Here is a 16515-nt window from a genome sequence, read left to right as displayed (position 1 = left end):
GGTGAGGGACGGGGAGCGGATTTCCCGTCCCCGTCCCTCACCGCCCCTGGAAAACGGCGTAACCGAGATGCGGGGCCGAATTGCCGTAATACGGGGCCGGGTTGTCGTACGGGGCCGGGTTCCCGTAGGGGTGCGAGTTCTCGTACGGAGCCGGGCTCTTGTACGGAGCCGGGCTCTCGTATGGAGCCGGATTTCCGTGCGGGCCCGGGTTTCCGTGCGGGCCTGGGTTTCCGTGCTGCGGGGAGTTTCCGTACCGGCCCGAATCTCCGTACCTGTGGGAATCCCGGCCGGTGGATTCGGTCTCCGCCCGCAGGGCCGCCCGGGTCAACGGCCCGTAGACGCCCGGCTTCTCGGGAATGTTCCGGGCCTTCTGGTAACGGCTCAGCGCGACTTCCACGGCCGTCGTGAAGTTTCCGTCGGCGCTGCCCAGGTACAGGTAGAGCTGCTGCAGCCTTCGCTGGAGGTCCTCGACCTCGCGGCCGGTGCTTCCCAGGGTGATGTCCGGCCGGCCCGCCGTGCGGGTCTCATCCCGCGGGGGTGACGGGGTGTGCGCCGGTGGACCGGCCGGAGTGGAGGGGGCCGCGGGCGGCGTCGCGGACGACGTCGCGGGCGGCGGCGTTTCGGCCGTGGACCGCGTGACCTGGGTGTGGGCCGGCTTCCGGGCCGACTTCTGGTCCGGAAGCGCCGTGCCGGTGGGTGCGGCGGTGGACGAGGAGGAGGGGGACGGCGTGGCGGAGTCCCGGGCGGAGAGGGTGGTGGAGACGGGGGCGCTGAAATCGGTGTGCCGCGCGGTGAACGCCTCGCAGACCAGGGAGACCGATATCGCGGCGCCGATCCCCACCGTCACCGTGCCGATGAGCAGTGCGGGGGACTGCCGCCGCCTTCCCGCGGAACGCCCGGCGGAATGTTTCGTGGAACGCCCGGCGGACCTGCGGGCGGGGCCGCGGGGGACCGGCTCCGGCCCGGACGGGAACGAGGACGGCGAAAAGGGTGAGGACGGCGAGGGAATTCCCGGCAGGGAGGCGTTCTCCTCGAAGAGCTCGATGTCGGCCGGGCGGGCGCCCTGGCCGTCCCGGCGGGAAGCGGAAACCTTTCCGAAAACCCGGTCCCCGCCGGAGGGCACCGGGCCGTGCGCCGACTGCGGGGCGGATTCTTCTTCCGGTGTGCGCGACGCGAATTGCTGAAAGCCCACGTGTTCCGAGCTCCTTGTCCGGGCAGTTCGACAAAAGTTGATCAACGTGCGGGGGTTCGGGGTCGTCTCACGTGCCCGAACGGCGAATGCGCGCAGGCGGAAAGAGGGTCGCGCGACACATCGAGAACTCCAGGTTGTGGCGGAACCGAGGGTGTGGGGAGGAGGTTCCGTGACCCTCGCGCACAACGTGAGCAGGCGTCAACTTTGAGCAAAGTGCATCAAGGTCGCAGTAACCGGACATGCCACCTTAATTGGAAATTAAAGCGTGACACACATCACACTTCAAAGGTGAAATGTGGGCGCCTGGCGGCTGCGCACCGGGGTGCTGCCCGGCCCGCGGGCAAAAGACGGACGGCGCGCAGACGAAAGACGGACGGCGCGCAGACGAAAGACGGACGGCGCGCGGGACCGGGTGGTCCCGCGCGCCGTCCGTCGTTCCGTGAGCCCCGGCGCGTTCCGGTGCGTCAGTGCCTCGGGGCTCAGTACTTCAGGCCGTACCCCACCGGGTGCAGCACCCGCGCCGGATCGTCCGCGCGCTGCACCGGCACCGGCAGGGTGCCCCGCGGCTCGACGCGGCCCGCGATGACCCGGGCGGCGGCCCGGAGCTCGACGTCGGTCCAGGAGTACGTGGCCAGGTTCGCCACGAACCCGGTTCCGGCCAGCTGGGCGATGTCGTACGGGTTGCGGATCGCGACCGTGATCACCGGGACGCCGGTCGCGGCCAGGGCGCTCACCAGGGTGCGCTGCGCGCTGGTCGCCGAGACGTTGTACGTCGCCACGACCACGGCGTCCTTGCCCCGTGCCGCCGCCACCGCCTCGTCGATCTTCGCCTTGGTGGGGGCGGTGCCGGTGGACAGTGCGGTCGCCGCGTACCCCAGTTCGCCGAAGGCGGTGGCCAGGGTGGTGGTCGGCGGTCCCGTGGTGCCGGACGGGGAGGCCGGGTCGGCGCCGACCACCAGCAGGTTCTTGTGGGAGCGGCGGGAGAGCGGCAGCACCGCGCCCTCGTTGGCGAGCAGGGTGGTGGTGCGCTCGGCGATCCGGTCGGCGGCGGCGAGGTGCGCCCGGGTGCCGACGGTGCGGTCCACTCCCCGGCGGCTGACGAACGGGTCGTCGAACAGCCCGAGCTTCGCCTTCAGCCGCAGGACGCGCAGGATCGATTCGTCGAGCCGGGCCTCGGTGAGTTCACCGTTCTTCACGGCTGCCAGGACGGCGTTCCAGGCGACGTCCAGGCTCGGCGGGTTGAGCAGCTGGTCGACGCCCGCCTTCAGGGCGAGTACCGGCACGCGGTCGTCGCCGTACTTCGTCCGCACCCCCTCCATGCCGAGCGCGTCGGTCACCACGACGCCGTCGTAACCGAGTTCCTCGCGCAGGATGCCGGTGAGGATCGGGTGGGACAGCGTGGCCGGGTCCTCCGCCGGGTCCAGGGCCGGGACGACGATGTGCGCGGTCATGATCGAGTCGATGTCCGCGGCGATCGCGGCCCGGAACGGCGGCGCGTCCAGCTCCGCCCACTGCTCGCGGGTGTGGTTGATGACGGGCAGCCCGGTGTGGCTGTCGGTGCTGGTGTCGCCGTGGCCCGGGAAGTGCTTGGCCGTCGAGGCGATCCCGCTGCTCTGGTACCCCTTCACCTGGGCGGCGACCATCGCGGCCACCGACTGCGGGTCGGAGCCGAAGGAGCGCACGCCGATGACCGGGTTGGCCGGGTTGACGTTGACGTCGGCGTCCGGTGCGTAGTTCTGGTTGATGCCCATCGCGGCCAGCTCGGCGCCCGCGATCTGCCCGGCCCGGCGGGTGTCGGAGCGCGAGCCGCCCGCGCCCAGCGCCATCGCGCCCGGCATCAGGGTGGCGGGCTCGCCGACCCGGCAGACGATGCCGTGCTCCTGGTCGGTGGAGACGAGCAGCGGCAGCGGGGTGGGGCCGGCGAGACCGGCCCGCTGGATGCCGTTGGAGAGGTCGGCGATCTGGTGCGGGTCGCGGGTGTTGTGCGCCCAGGCGAAGTAGATGATCCCGCCGACGTGGTACTTGGCGATCATCTCGGCGGCGGTGCGGACCCCGATCTCGGCCAGGTTGGCGTCGATGTCGGCCTGGTCGGGCTCGGTGGCGGAGTGCCCGTACACCCGCATCACGAAGAGCTGCCCGACCTTCTCCTCCAGGGTCATCCCGGAGATGATCCGCTTGAGTCGCGCGGTGGTGGCGGCTGAATTGTGGTGCCCGCCGCCGTGGCCGCTGCTCGCGGCCCGCGGGGCTGCTACGGCGCCGGGGGCGACGCCCGCGCCCGTGGCGACGGCGGCGACCGTCGCGGCGGTGGCGGTGAGGAGGGTGCGTCTGGAGGGGCGGTGGTGCACGTGAGCTCCTTCGGCCTTACTCGGGGACGAGAGGGTGGTGAAAGAAACTTCCAAGGAGCACGGATATCCAGAAAATAACTTCCGGTCAAGGGTCCGGACCGTTTTGGCCCCGGCCCGTCGCCGCCGGACCGGGCCGGATCGGGGCAGACGGGACCGGGCGGGCTCCGGCGGTGCGGCGCGGGTGATGCAGCGCGGCGGGGCCCCGGCGGTGCGGTGCGGCGGGCCCGATCCCTTCCGGCGGATCAGGCAGGGGCGGGCGGACCCGGGCGGTGCGGGCGATGTGGGACGTGGGTGGTGCGGGCGGTGCGATGCGGGCCCGATCCCGCCCGACGGATCAGGCAGGGGCGGGCGGGGTCAGGCCCACCGAGATTCCGTGCCCCTGGAGCGCGGCCACCGCCGCCGTGATCGCGGGCCGCCGGGCCGCCTCCGTGCGCCACAGTGCGTACAGCCTCCGCACCGGTACCGGATCGAGCGGCACCGCCACCACTCCCTCGGGCAGCGCGCCCCGCCCCAGCCTCGGGATCATCGCGACCCCGAGACCCGCGGCGAGCAGGGCCAGCTGGGTGTGGTTCTCCTCCGCCTGGTGCCGGATGTCCGGCTCGTAACCCGCCGCGCGCAGCGTTCGTACGAGCCAGTCGTGGCAGACCGTCCCCGGCGGCTGGCAGATCCACCGCTCCTTCGCCAGCTCCTCGCGCCGCACCGCGTCCCGCCCGGCGAGGCGGTGCCCCTCGGGCACCAGCAGATCGCAGCGGTCGTCGCCGATCACCGCCTGCGCCACACCTTCCGGCGCGGGCAGCGGGGCGATGTCCCAGTCGTGCGCGACCGCCAGATCGATCACGCCCTTGGCCACCAGGTCGACCGAGAGATGCGGGTCGACCTCGGTCAGCCGCACCTCCAGGGCCGGATGGTCCCGGTCCAGCTCCGCCAGCACGCCGGGCAGCAGCCCGCGCGCGGCGGACGCGAACGCCCCGATCGACAGCCGCCCGGTCGGCAGCCCCCTGCGCTCCTCCAGCGTCGTCTCGGCACGCTCCACGATCGCCAGCAACTGCTGGGCCGTCGCGGCCAGATGGAGCGCCTCCTCGGTCAGCGCGACACCGCGCCCGCGGCGTTCCAGAAGTGTCGTACGGGTCTCCCGCTCCAGCTTGGTGATCTGCTGCGAGACCGCCGACGGGGTGTAACCGAGCGCGGCGGCGGCAGCCGCGACGGAACCGTGTACGGAGACCGCGTGCAGGGCGCGCAGCCTGGCCAGATCGAGCACCGGAACCTCCCGGAGGCAGGGCCGCCCTTGTGGAGCCCCTCGGCGATTCGACACCGTTCGATCGGTGTCTCCTCGGCGATTCATCAGCAATGCTCAATTCCACCATGAAGAAATCCGTGCTGGTGCTACATGGTCGGTGCGGGTGATCCTCGGTGCATGCGTCCCCTCCACATCGCCCTGGCCGCCCTGGTCGCCGCCGTCTGGGGTGTCAATTTCGTCGTCATCGAGGTCGGCCTCGGGCACTTCCCGCCGCTGCTCTTCTCGGCCCTGCGCTTCCTGGCCGCCGCGCTGCCCGCGGTCTTCTTCGTCGGCCGGCCCAAGGTGGCCTGGAAGTGGATCGTGGGCGTCGGGCTGGTCCTCGGGGTGGCGAAGTTCGGGCTGCTCTTCATCGGCATGGACCGGGGGATGCCCGCCGGTCTGTCGTCCCTCGTGCTCCAGGTCCAGGCGGTCTTCACCGCGATCTTCGCCGCCGTCGCGCTCGGCGAGCGCCCGGGGAGGGTGCGGGTGCTGGGGATGGCGGTGGCCCTCGCGGGCATCGGGGTCGCCGCGGTCGACGAGGGGGCGAGCGGACCCGTGCTCGCCTTCGTCCTGGTGATCGCGGCGGCGGCCTGCTGGGGCGTGTCCAACGTACTGACCCGCAAGGCGGCCCCGCCGGACTCGCTCAACTTCATGGTCTGGGTCTCGACCGTGCCCGTGCTCCCGCTGCTCGGCCTCTCCCTCGTCTTCGAGGGCTGGGACCGCGACGCGGAGGCGCTGGCCGCACTCGACTGGAGCGGCGTCGGCATCATCGTCTACGTCGCCTGGATCACGACCGTGTTCGGCTTCGGGGCCTGGGGCTATCTGCTGAGCCGGCACCCGGCGTCGTCGGTGGCCCCGTTCACCCTGCTCGTCCCGGTCTTCGGGATGTCCTCGGCCGCGCTGCTGCTCGGGGAGTCGGTGAGCCCGCTGCGGTGGTGCGCGGCGGCGCTGCTGGTGGGCGGGGTGGCCCTGACGTCCCTGGCCGGAACGCGCAGGCCCTGCTCCGTACCGGCACCGGAGGCCGCCCCCGACAAGGGCACCCCCCAACCGGTGGTGACCGGCCGGTAGCGCAGGCTCACTGCTCCCCGACCGGCGGCTGCCGGGCCAGGAACTCCTCGAACGCCGCCGCCTGCTTGGGACTCATGTAGCCCTGACGTACGTGCATGGCCCTGTCCTCCAGCCACGCCACCTCACCGGCGCTCAACTGCACGGCCACCACAGCCCCGTTCCGGGCGAAACTCACCCGCCGGCCGTCGGCGCGCACGTACCGGGTGTAGGGCCCGTGTTCCTCCGGGTCGGCCAACGGCTCGACCCGGAGCCGCCCGACGTCCCACGTCACCCCGCCCGCCCCTTCTGCCTCTTCCCTCTCCTCGCTCCGTGCCTCCGGCTCGGAAACGGGGTAGGCGACACGGACCCAATGCTCCAGCTCGGCCAGTTTCCCCGCCGGAAGCAACACACTCACCGGCACCCTCTGCTCGGTGAGCACGACGCGTTCACCGGTGGACTCGACCAGCGAGACGAGGCGCTCGTAGTCGATGGGGTCCGAGGCGTACTGGCGCTCGACGACGATCTCCACAAGGTCTTCCATGCCCCAGGACGCTACCGAGAGGGACTGACAGAACCGACAGAGCAGACGGCTCCCGCCCCGCGCTTCGGCCCCATCAGTCGAAAGCGCGCAGCAACAGCCTTGCCATGCCCGCCATCCCTCGCCCGATCAACCTGAACAGCCCGGTTTCCAGGGCCAGTTCACCGGCATCGACAGCCGTCTCCGCACGGTCCACGCCATGCCGACAATGAGGACAGGACCGAGGCCACCGGCGCTTCCGTCCCCCACACTTCCTGCAGTTCGTCATGCCGGCCATTCTTCCGCCCTCGCCATCACCATTGCCGCCGCTCCCCGCAGGGCAAACCACCCCCGCACACGCGGGGACCACGACCACAAGGGCTCGCAGTACATCGACCTGCCGGGACCACCCCCGCACGCGCGGGGACCACAGTTCGTGACCTGCGGCTTTATCGCGGCAGGACGCGGTTTTACTTACTTCCAAGAATTTCGGCATAGCGCCTAAAAGGTGCATTCTTTTTAGGTGGCGGGTGGAGGTCTATGTGGAGCGATTATCTCAGGTCGCCTTCACCACAACAGTCGCTCTTCATGGCTGAACTCGGTCCGCAACAGGAAGGCTTGGACCTGTTCCGTAGCAGAGCGGAATGCCCCATTCGTGCAGGGGTGCTCCTTCCTGAGTCGTGCCGACAGCAGAGCTTTGCTGGTTTTCTTCCAGAGGCTTGTTTGTCCGGCAGGTCAGGAGATGAGGCGGCTGGTGAAGCCGTCGCGGATGAGGGACTCATATGCGGCGTGTACTTCCTCCGGGACGTCCTGGGTGATCGCAAAACCCTGCTTCGGGTACTCGATCACCCGCTGGAGGTCGCCGACGAGCATGTCCACCACGAGCTTCTCGTCGCCAATGCTCTTGAAGTAGTCGTCCAGTGCCAGTGGTTCCGACGTGCACACGATCTCGACGTCGGGCCACAGTTTGCGGGCGGTGGCGTAGGACCGTCTTTCCATGTAGGGCTTGGAAACCAGCAGTACCGTCGTCGGGTGGATGCCGGAGGCTGCCAGCAGGTCGCGGGTGAAGGTGATGTTCTGGCCGGTGTTCGTGGCGTTCGGTTCGACGAGGATCGCTTCGTCGGGGACGTCGAGTTCGAGAGCGTGCTCGCGGAAGTGGACGGCCTCGCCGCGGGGGAAGCGGGCCCGGGTGGTGGGGCTGTTGCCGCCGGTGAACACCAGGGTCGGGAACAGGCCGCGATGATAGAGGTCGGCAGAGACCGTGGCGACGCCGAGATCGTGGCTGCCCAGGCCGATCGCCACGTCGACGGGCCGTGGCCGGTGGCCCATGAGGTGGTAGTTCCAGATCAGTTCGGTCCGGCGCCGCTGGTCCTCGGTGATGGTCTGTTGGCTGTCGCCCACTCTGTTGTCTCCCTGGTCACCGGCTGGCGGGGCCGGACTGCCCCATGCTCATGGCCTTGATGTTCTCGATGCTGGCCAGCTGGTGGGACAGCCCGAAGCGGGCTGCCGTGGTCGCGGCCTTGTCGAGAACGTAGAAGCCATCATCGCGGGTTGCGGCGTCGCTCAGGAGGATATGGCCGTGGGCAGTGTCCAGGCGGACCCGTTGCATGGGCGCGTCGGTGGTGGCGGTGCTGCGGGCGACGGCGATGAAGTGCAGGGCGGAGGAGAGGTCACCTGCGCCGCGGTGGGCCAGAGCGATCTTCTGGTGGGCCACCGACCAGTCCTCCGGCTCTGCGAGGTCCTCGAAGTCGCGGGCCGCGGCCAGCATTACGCGGGTCGCATAGTCGTGTCGGCCGTCCTTGCTCAGCGAGGTTCCCACCCACAGCCGCGATCTGACCCGGTCGCGGCGGGAGAGTCTGTCGTCGACAGCGAGATGCTCGTACGCATGGGCGGCGGTCTCCAGCTTCCCGGACATTTCGGCGACCACGGCGAGGGACAGGTCGAGCTGGGCGATCCGGCGGGGGATGCCGAGTTGGGTGAACAGTGACTTGGCGATGACGTAGGAGCGTTGGGCGGACAGGGGCCCGATCACGCTGCCCTGGTCACGCTGCAGGTCGCCCATCAGGGCGGTCGAGCGGGCGAACAGATACAGGCCCCGATCATCGAGCCTCGACGGGGTGAAGCGGCTCGTCCACCGGCTGATCAGGCTCTCTGCGAAGGTGAAGTCTTGTCGGGACAGGGCGACGACGGCCCGGTCGAGGTCGTCGGTCCACGACTCGTACTCCCAGGCCGGCGGCCCGGCGGGGGTCACTCGGCGGCCTGCGGTCTCCGTCCCGGAGAGCTCGGCCTCGGACAGGAACGTCTCGAACCGTAAATGGGCGGCTGCGTCCGCACGGGCCAGGGCTGTGTCGAGGATCGCCTGTGTGTCCGGACGAGGCTCGGTCAACGCCTGGAGTTTCTCCCACTTGGAGACGGTTCGCACGCCGACACCGAGGTGTTCGGCGAATGTGCGGACGCTCAGCCGCAGTGCGAGCCGGAGTGCCTTGGCCTCCAGTCCGGTCCAGCGGTGCACGGTCGCCACACGTCGCTCCTTTCCCGCTGCCATCGAAGCACGTCGGGTCGGGGCAGGGGGACGCAAGTGCAACAGAAGTACAACAGGCGGTCATTCCCCGATGGTCGGGGCCGGAGCCAGTCTGTCCGTTGACACCAGTTGCCGGAATCTTCTGGGAAGGCGGCGAAGGATGGAACCCCTCATCGAGCAGGTGGCAGATACCGGGCAGCCGTCCGCGCTCACCGACCGGCCTGCTGGGCGTCATGGAACTGCACGGTACCCATGGCGTCGTCCTGTCCGCCCTCTCGCACCTCGGGCCGAAGGCGACAGCTGCCCCGGACATCCGGATCGTCGCCTCCGGCATTCGGCTGCTACTGGTCAGTGGCCCCGGTGGGCTGCATCAGGCCCGCGCCTGGCCCAGGCCGGTCCGGCCCGCCGCCGGAGCCCTGACCTCGACCTGGACCACGACACGTGAGGCCCTCATGCCTGAAGCGACACAGAGGTTCTTCGACCATCGGCCCGAATCGGTGAAAGCGGCACGCGACTTCACCACCCGGACACTGATCGCCTGGGGCCTGTACGACACCGGCGACATCTGCCTGGTCGTCTCGGAACTCGCCACCAACGCGCTCGCCCACGGCAGCGACCGCGACCACGGCTTTCTCGTCCGACTGGAGCCCGATCCCGGCGGGGTTCGCCTGGAAGTCCACGACAGCAGCGACCCGTGTGAGCCCCTGCCCGAACCAGCCAGGCCAGCTTTTGACACCGAGACCGGCCGGGGGCTGGTCATCGTCGCTGCCCTCGTTGCCCGCTGGGGCGTCGAACCCCGTCAGCCGTACGGGAAGATCGTCTGGTTTAACTTCCCAACTGCCCCGCCGACCACGACTGTTCGGGCCGGTCGGGAAGCTCGGACGTGTTGACCCGAACTGTCCCTGTCATCGGCCCGGAAACCGGGCTGCAGGTCCTGGCGGGTGCCTCGCCCCGGTCCTCGGACCCCGTACCCACGATCGGCCGCTGTTCGGCTTCGCCTGCACCTTCCGCGCCGCTTGAAGCACCCGGTCTGTACACGCCGTCCGACTCGCCTTCTGGAGAAGGAACTGCCATGGAAATCTTCGAGCGCGCCAGGCTGGACGCCTACTTCACCAAGGTCGCCACCGACTTCGCCCCCGACGAGAAGGTCGTGGCCTTTCTCGTCACACACCTGCTGCCCGAGCGACCCTCCTTCGTCCGTGCCGTCGCGGCGATGACCGCCCTGAAGGCGGTGCTGCCCAAGCCGAAGTCCATCGACGCCGCCGCTCGACGCGAGGTCGAGCACACGACCGCCGTCGACACGCTCACTCGCGAACTGTTCACGACGCCCGATACCGCCCTGGACTACCTTGAGTCGAGAGCCGCTGGGGAGACGGCCTGCCTACTGGATGTCGGCGGTTACTTCGCTCCTGCCCTCAAGGCGGTTCACAGCCGCTTCACCGGTTGCCTTGCGGGGGTGGTCGAGGACACCGAGAACGGCCACAGGCGCTACGAGGACCTCGACAAGTTGCCCTGCCCCGTCATCTCGGTCGCCAGGTCCCCGTTGAAGGATCCGGAGGATTTTCTCGTCGGTCAGTCCGTTGTGTTCTCCACCGAGGCCGTCATGCGCGGACGCGGTGACATCCTCCATGGCCGACCCGCCCTGGTGATCGGCTTCGGCAAACTCGGTTCCTCCATTGCCCGTCTCCTGCATGCCAAGGGGGTCCAGGTCACCGTCTTCGATATCGACCCTGTCCGCAGGACCCAGGCCCTCTCCCAGGGCTTCAACGTTGCCCGCGACCGCGAGGCCGCTCTGACCGGGGCTGGTCTGGTCCTCTGCGCAACCGGTGCGGTCTCCCTGCGGGGCGAGGACTTCGCCCACCTCCGCAACGGTGCCTACATCGCCACCGTCACCAGCAGCGAAGACGAACTCGATCTCGCCGGCCTCCCTGACGTCTACACCCGCACGCAGGTCGGCGACCACGTCACCCGCTACCAGACCACCGGCCACTACTTCTACCTGGCGAACGGCGGTAACGCCGTCAACTTCATCCACGGCGCCAGCGTCGGACCGTTCATCTTCCTGGTCCAGGCCGAGATCCTCGCAGCGATCGGGATGCTCACCCGCGGCGACCTCGCCCCCGGCATCCACGAAGTCTCTGCGACCGACCGCGCCGCCATCGCGGCGACCTGGCTCAGCTACTTCAACAGGTGATCACCATGGCCATCACGGCAGACCACATCCGTACCACCCTCGCCGACTACCTCGACCAGCACTCCGAAGCCGAGGCCGAACTCGCCGTTGTCCTCGGGCTACTGGACGACGGCGATGACCTCACCAGCCGCAAGGCACTGCCCGGGCACGCCACCGCCGGCGCGGTCCTCGTCGGCCCCGACGATCGTGTCCTGCACATCCTTCACAACGCCACCGGCAAGTGGCTGCTGCCCGGAGGCCACCTCGAACCGGCCGACGAAACTCTCTTGCAGGCCGCCGGACGCGAACTCGCAGAGGAGACCGGCATCCCGCCACACGTCGTCACCCCGCACAGCCAAACCCCTCTCCACATCGACGTTCACCCCATCGATGCCAATCCCGACAAGGGCGAGCCCGCTCACCACCACTTCGACTTCCGCTTCCTCTTCCGTACCGCCGCCGACATCGGCGAGCTTCAGACCGAAGAGGTCTCCGGGGCCACCTGGCGCAGCATCGAAGAGATCAGGGATTCCCAGCTCCGGTGTCACATCGTCGCTGCTCTTCTCGACACGGGCACGGGCGTCGGGACACCTCTGCCCGTGCAGGGAACATCACAGCGGGAGTGAGGGCCCGCATCGGTATGACGGGTCATCCCCGCACGCGCGGGGAACACGAAGGGGCGATCACGGCATCGTGCCAGCCGTGGGGGCCACCCCCGCACGCGCGGGGAACACAGTTCGTGACCTGCGGCGTTATCGCGACAGGGTGTCGATTTTGCTTACTTTCAAAGATTCCGACATAACGAATGTAAGGGGCATCTTGTTTGAGTGGTGGATGGAGAGCCCGGGCAGAGCGATTGTCTCAGGCCGCCTTCACCCCGGCAGTGCTTCCTCATGGCTGGACTCGGTCCGCAAGGCGGGGGCTTGGGCCTGCTGCACGGCGGAGAGCGGAATGCCTCACCCGCGCAGGGAGAGCTCTTCCCGGGCTGTGCCTTCAAGTCGGGTCTTGCCGGTTCTTTCGGGGCGCGGGGAAAGGGGTGAGGGCTACCGCTCCGGCGTCGCGCCCAGGCTCAGCAGGTGTTCGCGGCCTGCGGTCAGGAGGGACGGCAGGGGAGGGGCGGCCGGGTGCCAGCGTTTTTCGTATTCCCAGCAGACCCAGCTGTCCGGGTCCAGGGTGGCCAGGCAGGCGGCCAGGGGCAGGACTCCGGCGCCCAGGGGCAGGGGTTCGGTGTCCTCGGGTGAGGCGATGTCCTTCACCTGGACGTAGCCCAGGTACGGGGCCAGTACCGCGTGGCTCGCGGCCGGGGTCTCGTCCGCGAGCCAGGTGTGCATGATGTCCCACAGCGCGCCGATCCGGGCGTGGCCGACCGTTCCGACGATTCGGGCCACGTCCGCGCCGGACCGGTGGGAGTCGTGGGTCTCCAGCAGGATGCGCACGTTCCGGTCGGTGGCGTGCGGGGCGGCGGCGGCCAGGCGGCGGGCGGCGTTCGCGTCGGCCTCGGCGGGGGGCAGGCCGCCGCCGCCCGGGAAGACCCGGACGTTCTCCGCACCCAGGTCGTGCGCCAGCTCCACCAGGTCGGCCAGCTCCTCCAGCACGGGTGCGTCGTCGCCCTCGGCGGCGGCCCTGACGTACCCGGCGACGGTCAGGATCCGCACGCCGCCCTTCTCGAACTCCTCGACCACGGCGGCCCGTTCGGAGGCGGAGAGGCCCGGGTGCACCGGTTCCTCCGGGTGCGCCCGCAGCTCCACCCCCTGGTAGCCGTGGTCGACGGCGAGCCGGACGACATCGGCGATGGGCAGCCCCGGCACTCCGAGGGTGGAGAAGGCGAACTTCACCTGCGTGGTCCTTCCGTCGTCGGCGTCCTGACCCCGGGGCTCAGCAGGGCTCCCGGAGCAGCTGCTCCAGACTACCCAGCAGCCGCAGCGCGTCCGCACGCTGACGCGGCCCCAGCCCCGCGCCGAGCCCCTGCGCACCGGCGGCGGCCGGGGCGTACGACGCCATCCGCAGCGCCGCGGCGGCCTGCCGGGCGAACATGGCGAGCAGGTCCAGTTCCCGCATGTCCGTCCGGGCGCGCGGCGACGGGTCGAGCACCTCCAGCACGCCGAGCACCCGCCCGTCGCTGATCAGCGGGGCCGCCATCAGGGAGTCGGGCACGAACTCGGTGGACTCGGCGAGCGAACGGTCGAACGAGGTGTCCGTGGTGAGGTCGTCCACCACCATCGGCTCGCCGGACGTCGCCACCCAGCCCGCGATCCCGCGGCCGGCCGGGAACCTGCGGCCCACCAGGAACTCCTCGCCCTGGCCGGACACCGCCTGGAAGACCAGCTCGTCGGTCTCCTCGTCCAGCAGGAAGACCGAACTGGCCTCCGCGCCGAAGATCGCGCGGGCCACGTCGACGATGGACTGGAGGAGCTCGCGCCGGTGCGGGTCGACCGGCGGGACCGTTTCCGCGGCGGACCCGGACGCGGACGCTGGTTCAGTTCTCGGAGTCATCGCAGACCTCTCCTGCCGGGGTGGGAAGCCGCGGACCGAACCGCACGTTGGCCGCGGAGAGATAAAGGGCGTTCTTGAGCTGGAAGGCCGTCATCCTCGGATGGGACGAGAGGAGACGCGCGCACAGTCCGCTGATGTACGGGGTCGCGAAGCTGTTCCCGGTGGTGCGGATCGAGGTGCCGCCCAGCCACGGCACCGTCACGTTCTGGCCGGGGGCGAAGAACTCCACCGGCGGCTCGGGGTTGTAGAGGTGCAGGTCCGGGTCCTCCTCCTGGTGACTGCCCACGGAGATCACCGAGGCGAACCGCCACGGGTAGCTCTCCACCGGGGAGTTGTGCGCCGAGGCGACGACGACCGTGCGGTTGAAGTAGGCGCGGTCGGCCAGCGAGTGCAGCTCCTCGGCGAACCGGGCCCGGGTGGTGGACAGCGACAGGTTCACCACGTCGAAGCCCTGCTCGACCGCCCAGCGCAGCCCGGCCAGCAGCACGTCCCCGGTCCCGGAGAACCGCTCGCCCAGCACCCGTACGCTGTGCAGTTCGCACTCCGGGGCGGTCCGCCGGATGATGCCCGCGCAGGCGGTGCCGTGCCCGCAGGAGTCCCCGGTGTCGGTCGGCCGCACCTCGGTCCCGCCGGTCTCCGGGTCCTTGAGCACCACCCATGAGCCCGCGACCGGGCCGACGCCCGGATGGTCGCGCTCGACGCCCGAGTCCACCACACAGACCCGTACGCCCCGCCCGGTGCCCGGTACGGCCCCGTTCCCGGGTCCCGGGCCCGGGTCCGCGAGGACCGCCACGTCGTCGGGTCCGCGTCCCCGCAGACTCCAGGTCAGTCCCGGCCCCGGTGCCGTGTCCGTGGTCGTCATCCTCAGCTCTTCTCCGTCGTGGCCGCCGCCGGTCCGGCGACGAGCCGTGCGGCCCACCGCTCGCCCGGCAGATGTCCCTTCTCCGCGAATCCCTCCCGGGCCTCCCGCGCCGCCGCCGAGGCCCCCGCCGCGTCGCCCAGCGACGCCAGCGTCCGCGCCCGGTCCAGCGACGCGGTGGCCCGTACCAGCGGGGAGTCGGTCAGCAGGGAGTCCCGCACGGCACGGTCCGCGTGGCGCAGGGCCGCCTCCGCGTCCCCGGCCCCCGCCGCCAGCCGGGCCCGCAGCCCCGCCAGGTCCACCCGGTCCGCGTGCGGCAACGACCGCTCCTCCCCGACCCCTTCGAGCCACGGACCCGTCTCGCCGGGCCGGTCGTCGTCGAGCAGCAGCCGGGCCGCCTCCAGCGCGATGGCCGGCCGCATGGACCGGGCCCCGCCGCGCTCCGCCGCCCGGTCCGCCCGGACGAGCAGGTCCAGGGCCGGGCCGGTGCACCCGAGCAGGGACTCGACCGTCGCCCGGAACACCGGGAGGAAGACCTCCGCCTCCGCGTACCCCAGCTCGTCGGCCAGTTGCTCCGACTCGGCCAGGCACTCCCGGGCCCGGTCCGCCCGGTCGTGGAGCGCGTACAGCACGGCCAGCGGGCAGTTCAGCGTGGTCCGGACGGCCGGACGGCCGGCGCCGTGCGCGGAGAGCAGGTCGCGGCAGCGGGTCACCGCGACCGGTACCGGTTCCGGGCCGCGCCACAACGAGATCCCGATGGCGCCGAGCGCCGCCGCCCGCTCCGGCTCCGCCTCGGCCCGCACCGCGTGGTCCAGGGCCAGGGTCAGATCGCGGTCGGCCTCCTCGTGCCGGCCCGCCAGCTGCAAGCGCTGCGCCAGCCGCAACCGGGCCCGCGCCTGGCCGACCCAGTCCCCGGCGGACTCGAAGAGCGGCAGCACCGACCGGGCCGTGGCCGACACGCTCACCGAGACCGGGTCCAGCACCGCCAGCGCGAGCCGGGCGTGCGCGGCCTCCACCGGCGCGGTCCCGATGGCCAGCACCTGCCGCAGCAGGCGCTCCCCGTCCTCGGAACGGCCGAGCGCCAGACGCACCTCGCCGAGCCGCCGCAGTGCCGGTGCCGCGGCCGGGTCACCGGCCGGGTGCAGGGCCACGGCACGCTCCAACAGGCCCTGCGCCCAGTGCAGATCGGAACGGGCCAGGGCCTGCGCACCGGCCGAGGCGAGCGCGGCGGCGGCCCGGACCCGCAGGGCGGCGGCCCGGTCGTCGGCCAGGCCCAGCTCGGTGCGGTACCGGTACGCCCGCTCCAGATGCCCGCCGACCGCCGCCTCGCCCGCCGCCGTCACACTGGGCAGCTCGGACGCCCAGGCGTGCCGCTCGGCCTTGGCCCGCTTCGACAGCGAGGCGTACGCCACCTCCTGGACCAGGCCGCTGCTGAACCGGTGCCGTCCCGCGCCCGGTTCGCCGCCCGGCGCGGTCTCGACCAGCCGGCGCCCGCGCAGCCGGGCCAGCGCGCGGGCCACCCGGCCCCGGTCGTCCTGCGGGGCGGACGTCCCGGAGTGCGCGGCCGGGGCGGGCCGGGCGGTGTTCTCCGCCTCCCGGGCCGCCCGGGTCAGTCGGACCAGTTCCGGCGCGGTGAAGTCCCGGCCGACGACCGCGGCCAGGTCCAGGGTGGCGCGTTCGGCCCGTTCCAGCGCGCCGATCCTGGCCCCCAGCAGTGCCTGGAGGGTCGGCGGCAGCGCCGCGCCCCGTGCGTCCCGCGCCCCCTCCGGCGCCGGGCCCGCCGGATCCGCCGGATCCGGTCCCGTCGGGACGAGGAGCTGCTCCAGGTAGAGGGGGTTTCCCTCGGCCCGGTCGTACAGGTCATGACCGCCGGAGCCGGAGCCGGAGGCGTGCGGGGTACGGGGGCGGGGGACGCGACCGCGGGCGTCCCGGTCGTCCGGGGCCGGGCCCGCCAGTTCGCGGATCAGCAGCGCGGCCTCGGCGCGCGGCAGGCCGGTCAGCGGCAGGAGCCGGGCCGGTCCCGCGGCCGGGTCGGCGGCGGCCGGTGCTGCTGGTCATCGACGACTGGCACTGGGCCGAACCGCTGCTGGTG

Annotated in this window: 14 protein-coding genes; 4 read left to right on the top strand and 10 right to left on the bottom strand. The window is 71.2% G+C overall.

Features of this window, described 5'->3' with window-relative positions:
• Positions 1-37 precede the first annotated feature (37 nt).
• From EAO76_RS10445 to EAO76_RS10435, 3 genes are all read right to left on the bottom strand, one after another.
• Positions 38-1192, bottom strand: a complete 1155-nt coding sequence (locus tag EAO76_RS10445) for a peptidoglycan-binding domain-containing protein (RefSeq protein WP_148835515.1) — start codon at positions 1190-1192, stop codon at positions 38-40.
• A 479-nt stretch (positions 1193-1671) separates the two neighbouring features.
• On the bottom strand, positions 1672-3537 hold the full coding sequence (locus tag EAO76_RS10440) for a glycoside hydrolase family 3 protein (protein WP_148835514.1): 1866 nt from the start codon (positions 3535-3537) through the stop codon (positions 1672-1674).
• 334 nt (positions 3538-3871) lie between these two features.
• Positions 3872-4795 (bottom strand): LysR family transcriptional regulator, encoded by a 924-nt coding sequence (locus EAO76_RS10435; RefSeq protein WP_148835513.1) that lies wholly within the window; start codon positions 4793-4795, stop codon positions 3872-3874.
• Between the two features lie 156 nt (positions 4796-4951).
• On the opposite strand from EAO76_RS10435, the gene EAO76_RS10430 reads away from it, so the two are divergent.
• Positions 4952-5881 (top strand): EamA family transporter, encoded by a 930-nt coding sequence (locus EAO76_RS10430; protein WP_148835512.1) that lies wholly within the window; start codon positions 4952-4954, stop codon positions 5879-5881.
• Positions 5882-5888: 7 nt separating this feature from the next.
• On the opposite strand, the gene EAO76_RS10425 is transcribed toward EAO76_RS10430, so the two are convergent.
• From EAO76_RS10425 to EAO76_RS10410, 3 genes are all read right to left on the bottom strand, one after another.
• Positions 5889-6401, bottom strand: a complete 513-nt coding sequence (locus EAO76_RS10425) for a type II toxin-antitoxin system Phd/YefM family antitoxin (RefSeq protein WP_148835511.1) — start codon at positions 6399-6401, stop codon at positions 5889-5891.
• Positions 6402-7112: 711 nt separating this feature from the next.
• Positions 7113-7778 (bottom strand): YdcF family protein, encoded by a 666-nt coding sequence (locus EAO76_RS10415; RefSeq protein WP_148835506.1) that lies wholly within the window; start codon positions 7776-7778, stop codon positions 7113-7115.
• 16 nt (positions 7779-7794) lie between these two features.
• Complete coding sequence (locus tag EAO76_RS10410; protein ID WP_148835504.1) at positions 7795-8898, bottom strand: DNA-binding transcriptional regulator; 1104 nt, start codon at positions 8896-8898, stop codon at positions 7795-7797.
• Positions 8899-9131: 233 nt separating this feature from the next.
• Here EAO76_RS10410 and EAO76_RS10405 point away from each other — a divergent pair, with 233 nt between their 5' ends.
• From EAO76_RS10405 to EAO76_RS10395, 3 genes are all read left to right on the top strand, one after another.
• Positions 9132-9788 carry an ATP-binding protein gene (locus tag EAO76_RS10405; RefSeq protein WP_316248324.1) on the top strand — a complete coding sequence of 219 codons (657 nt, stop codon included), beginning with the start codon at positions 9132-9134 and terminating at the stop codon, positions 9786-9788.
• Positions 9789-9970: 182 nt separating this feature from the next.
• The gene (locus tag EAO76_RS10400; RefSeq protein WP_148835502.1) at positions 9971-11092 is read left to right on the top strand and encodes an adenosylhomocysteinase; all 1122 of its coding nucleotides are present in this window, start codon (positions 9971-9973) and stop codon (positions 11090-11092) included.
• Between the two features lie 5 nt (positions 11093-11097).
• Positions 11098-11697: an NUDIX hydrolase gene (locus EAO76_RS10395; protein WP_148835500.1), complete on the top strand. Its 600-nt coding sequence runs from the start codon at positions 11098-11100 to the stop codon at positions 11695-11697.
• A gap of 417 nt (positions 11698-12114) precedes the next feature.
• Here EAO76_RS10395 and EAO76_RS10390 read toward each other — a convergent pair whose 3' ends face one another.
• The 4 genes from EAO76_RS10390 to EAO76_RS10375 are packed head-to-tail and all read right to left on the bottom strand — an operon-like array spanning position 12115 to position 15943.
• Positions 12115-12906: a sugar phosphate isomerase/epimerase gene (locus tag EAO76_RS10390; RefSeq protein ID WP_148835498.1), complete on the bottom strand. Its 792-nt coding sequence runs from the start codon at positions 12904-12906 to the stop codon at positions 12115-12117.
• Between the two features lie 40 nt (positions 12907-12946).
• Positions 12947-13564: a GAF domain-containing protein gene (locus tag EAO76_RS10385; RefSeq protein WP_148835496.1), complete on the bottom strand. Its 618-nt coding sequence runs from the start codon at positions 13562-13564 to the stop codon at positions 12947-12949.
• Positions 13548-14426: a S8 family serine peptidase gene (locus EAO76_RS10380; RefSeq protein WP_187438530.1), complete on the bottom strand. Its 879-nt coding sequence runs from the start codon at positions 14424-14426 to the stop codon at positions 13548-13550. The genes EAO76_RS10385 and EAO76_RS10380 overlap by 17 nt, the downstream gene beginning before the upstream one ends.
• A 2-nt stretch (positions 14427-14428) precedes the next feature.
• On the bottom strand, positions 14429-15943 hold the full coding sequence (locus EAO76_RS10375) for a hypothetical protein (RefSeq protein WP_148835494.1): 1515 nt from the start codon (positions 15941-15943) through the stop codon (positions 14429-14431).
• Between the last annotated feature and the right edge of the window lie 572 nt (positions 15944-16515).

The sequence above is a fragment of the Streptomyces sp. sk2.1 genome (assembly GCF_008120935.1).
Taxonomy (GTDB): domain Bacteria; phylum Actinomycetota; class Actinomycetes; order Streptomycetales; family Streptomycetaceae; genus Streptomyces.
The sequence above is the reverse complement of the archived record's forward strand: the minus strand, read 5'-3'. Positions and strand labels throughout refer to the sequence as shown.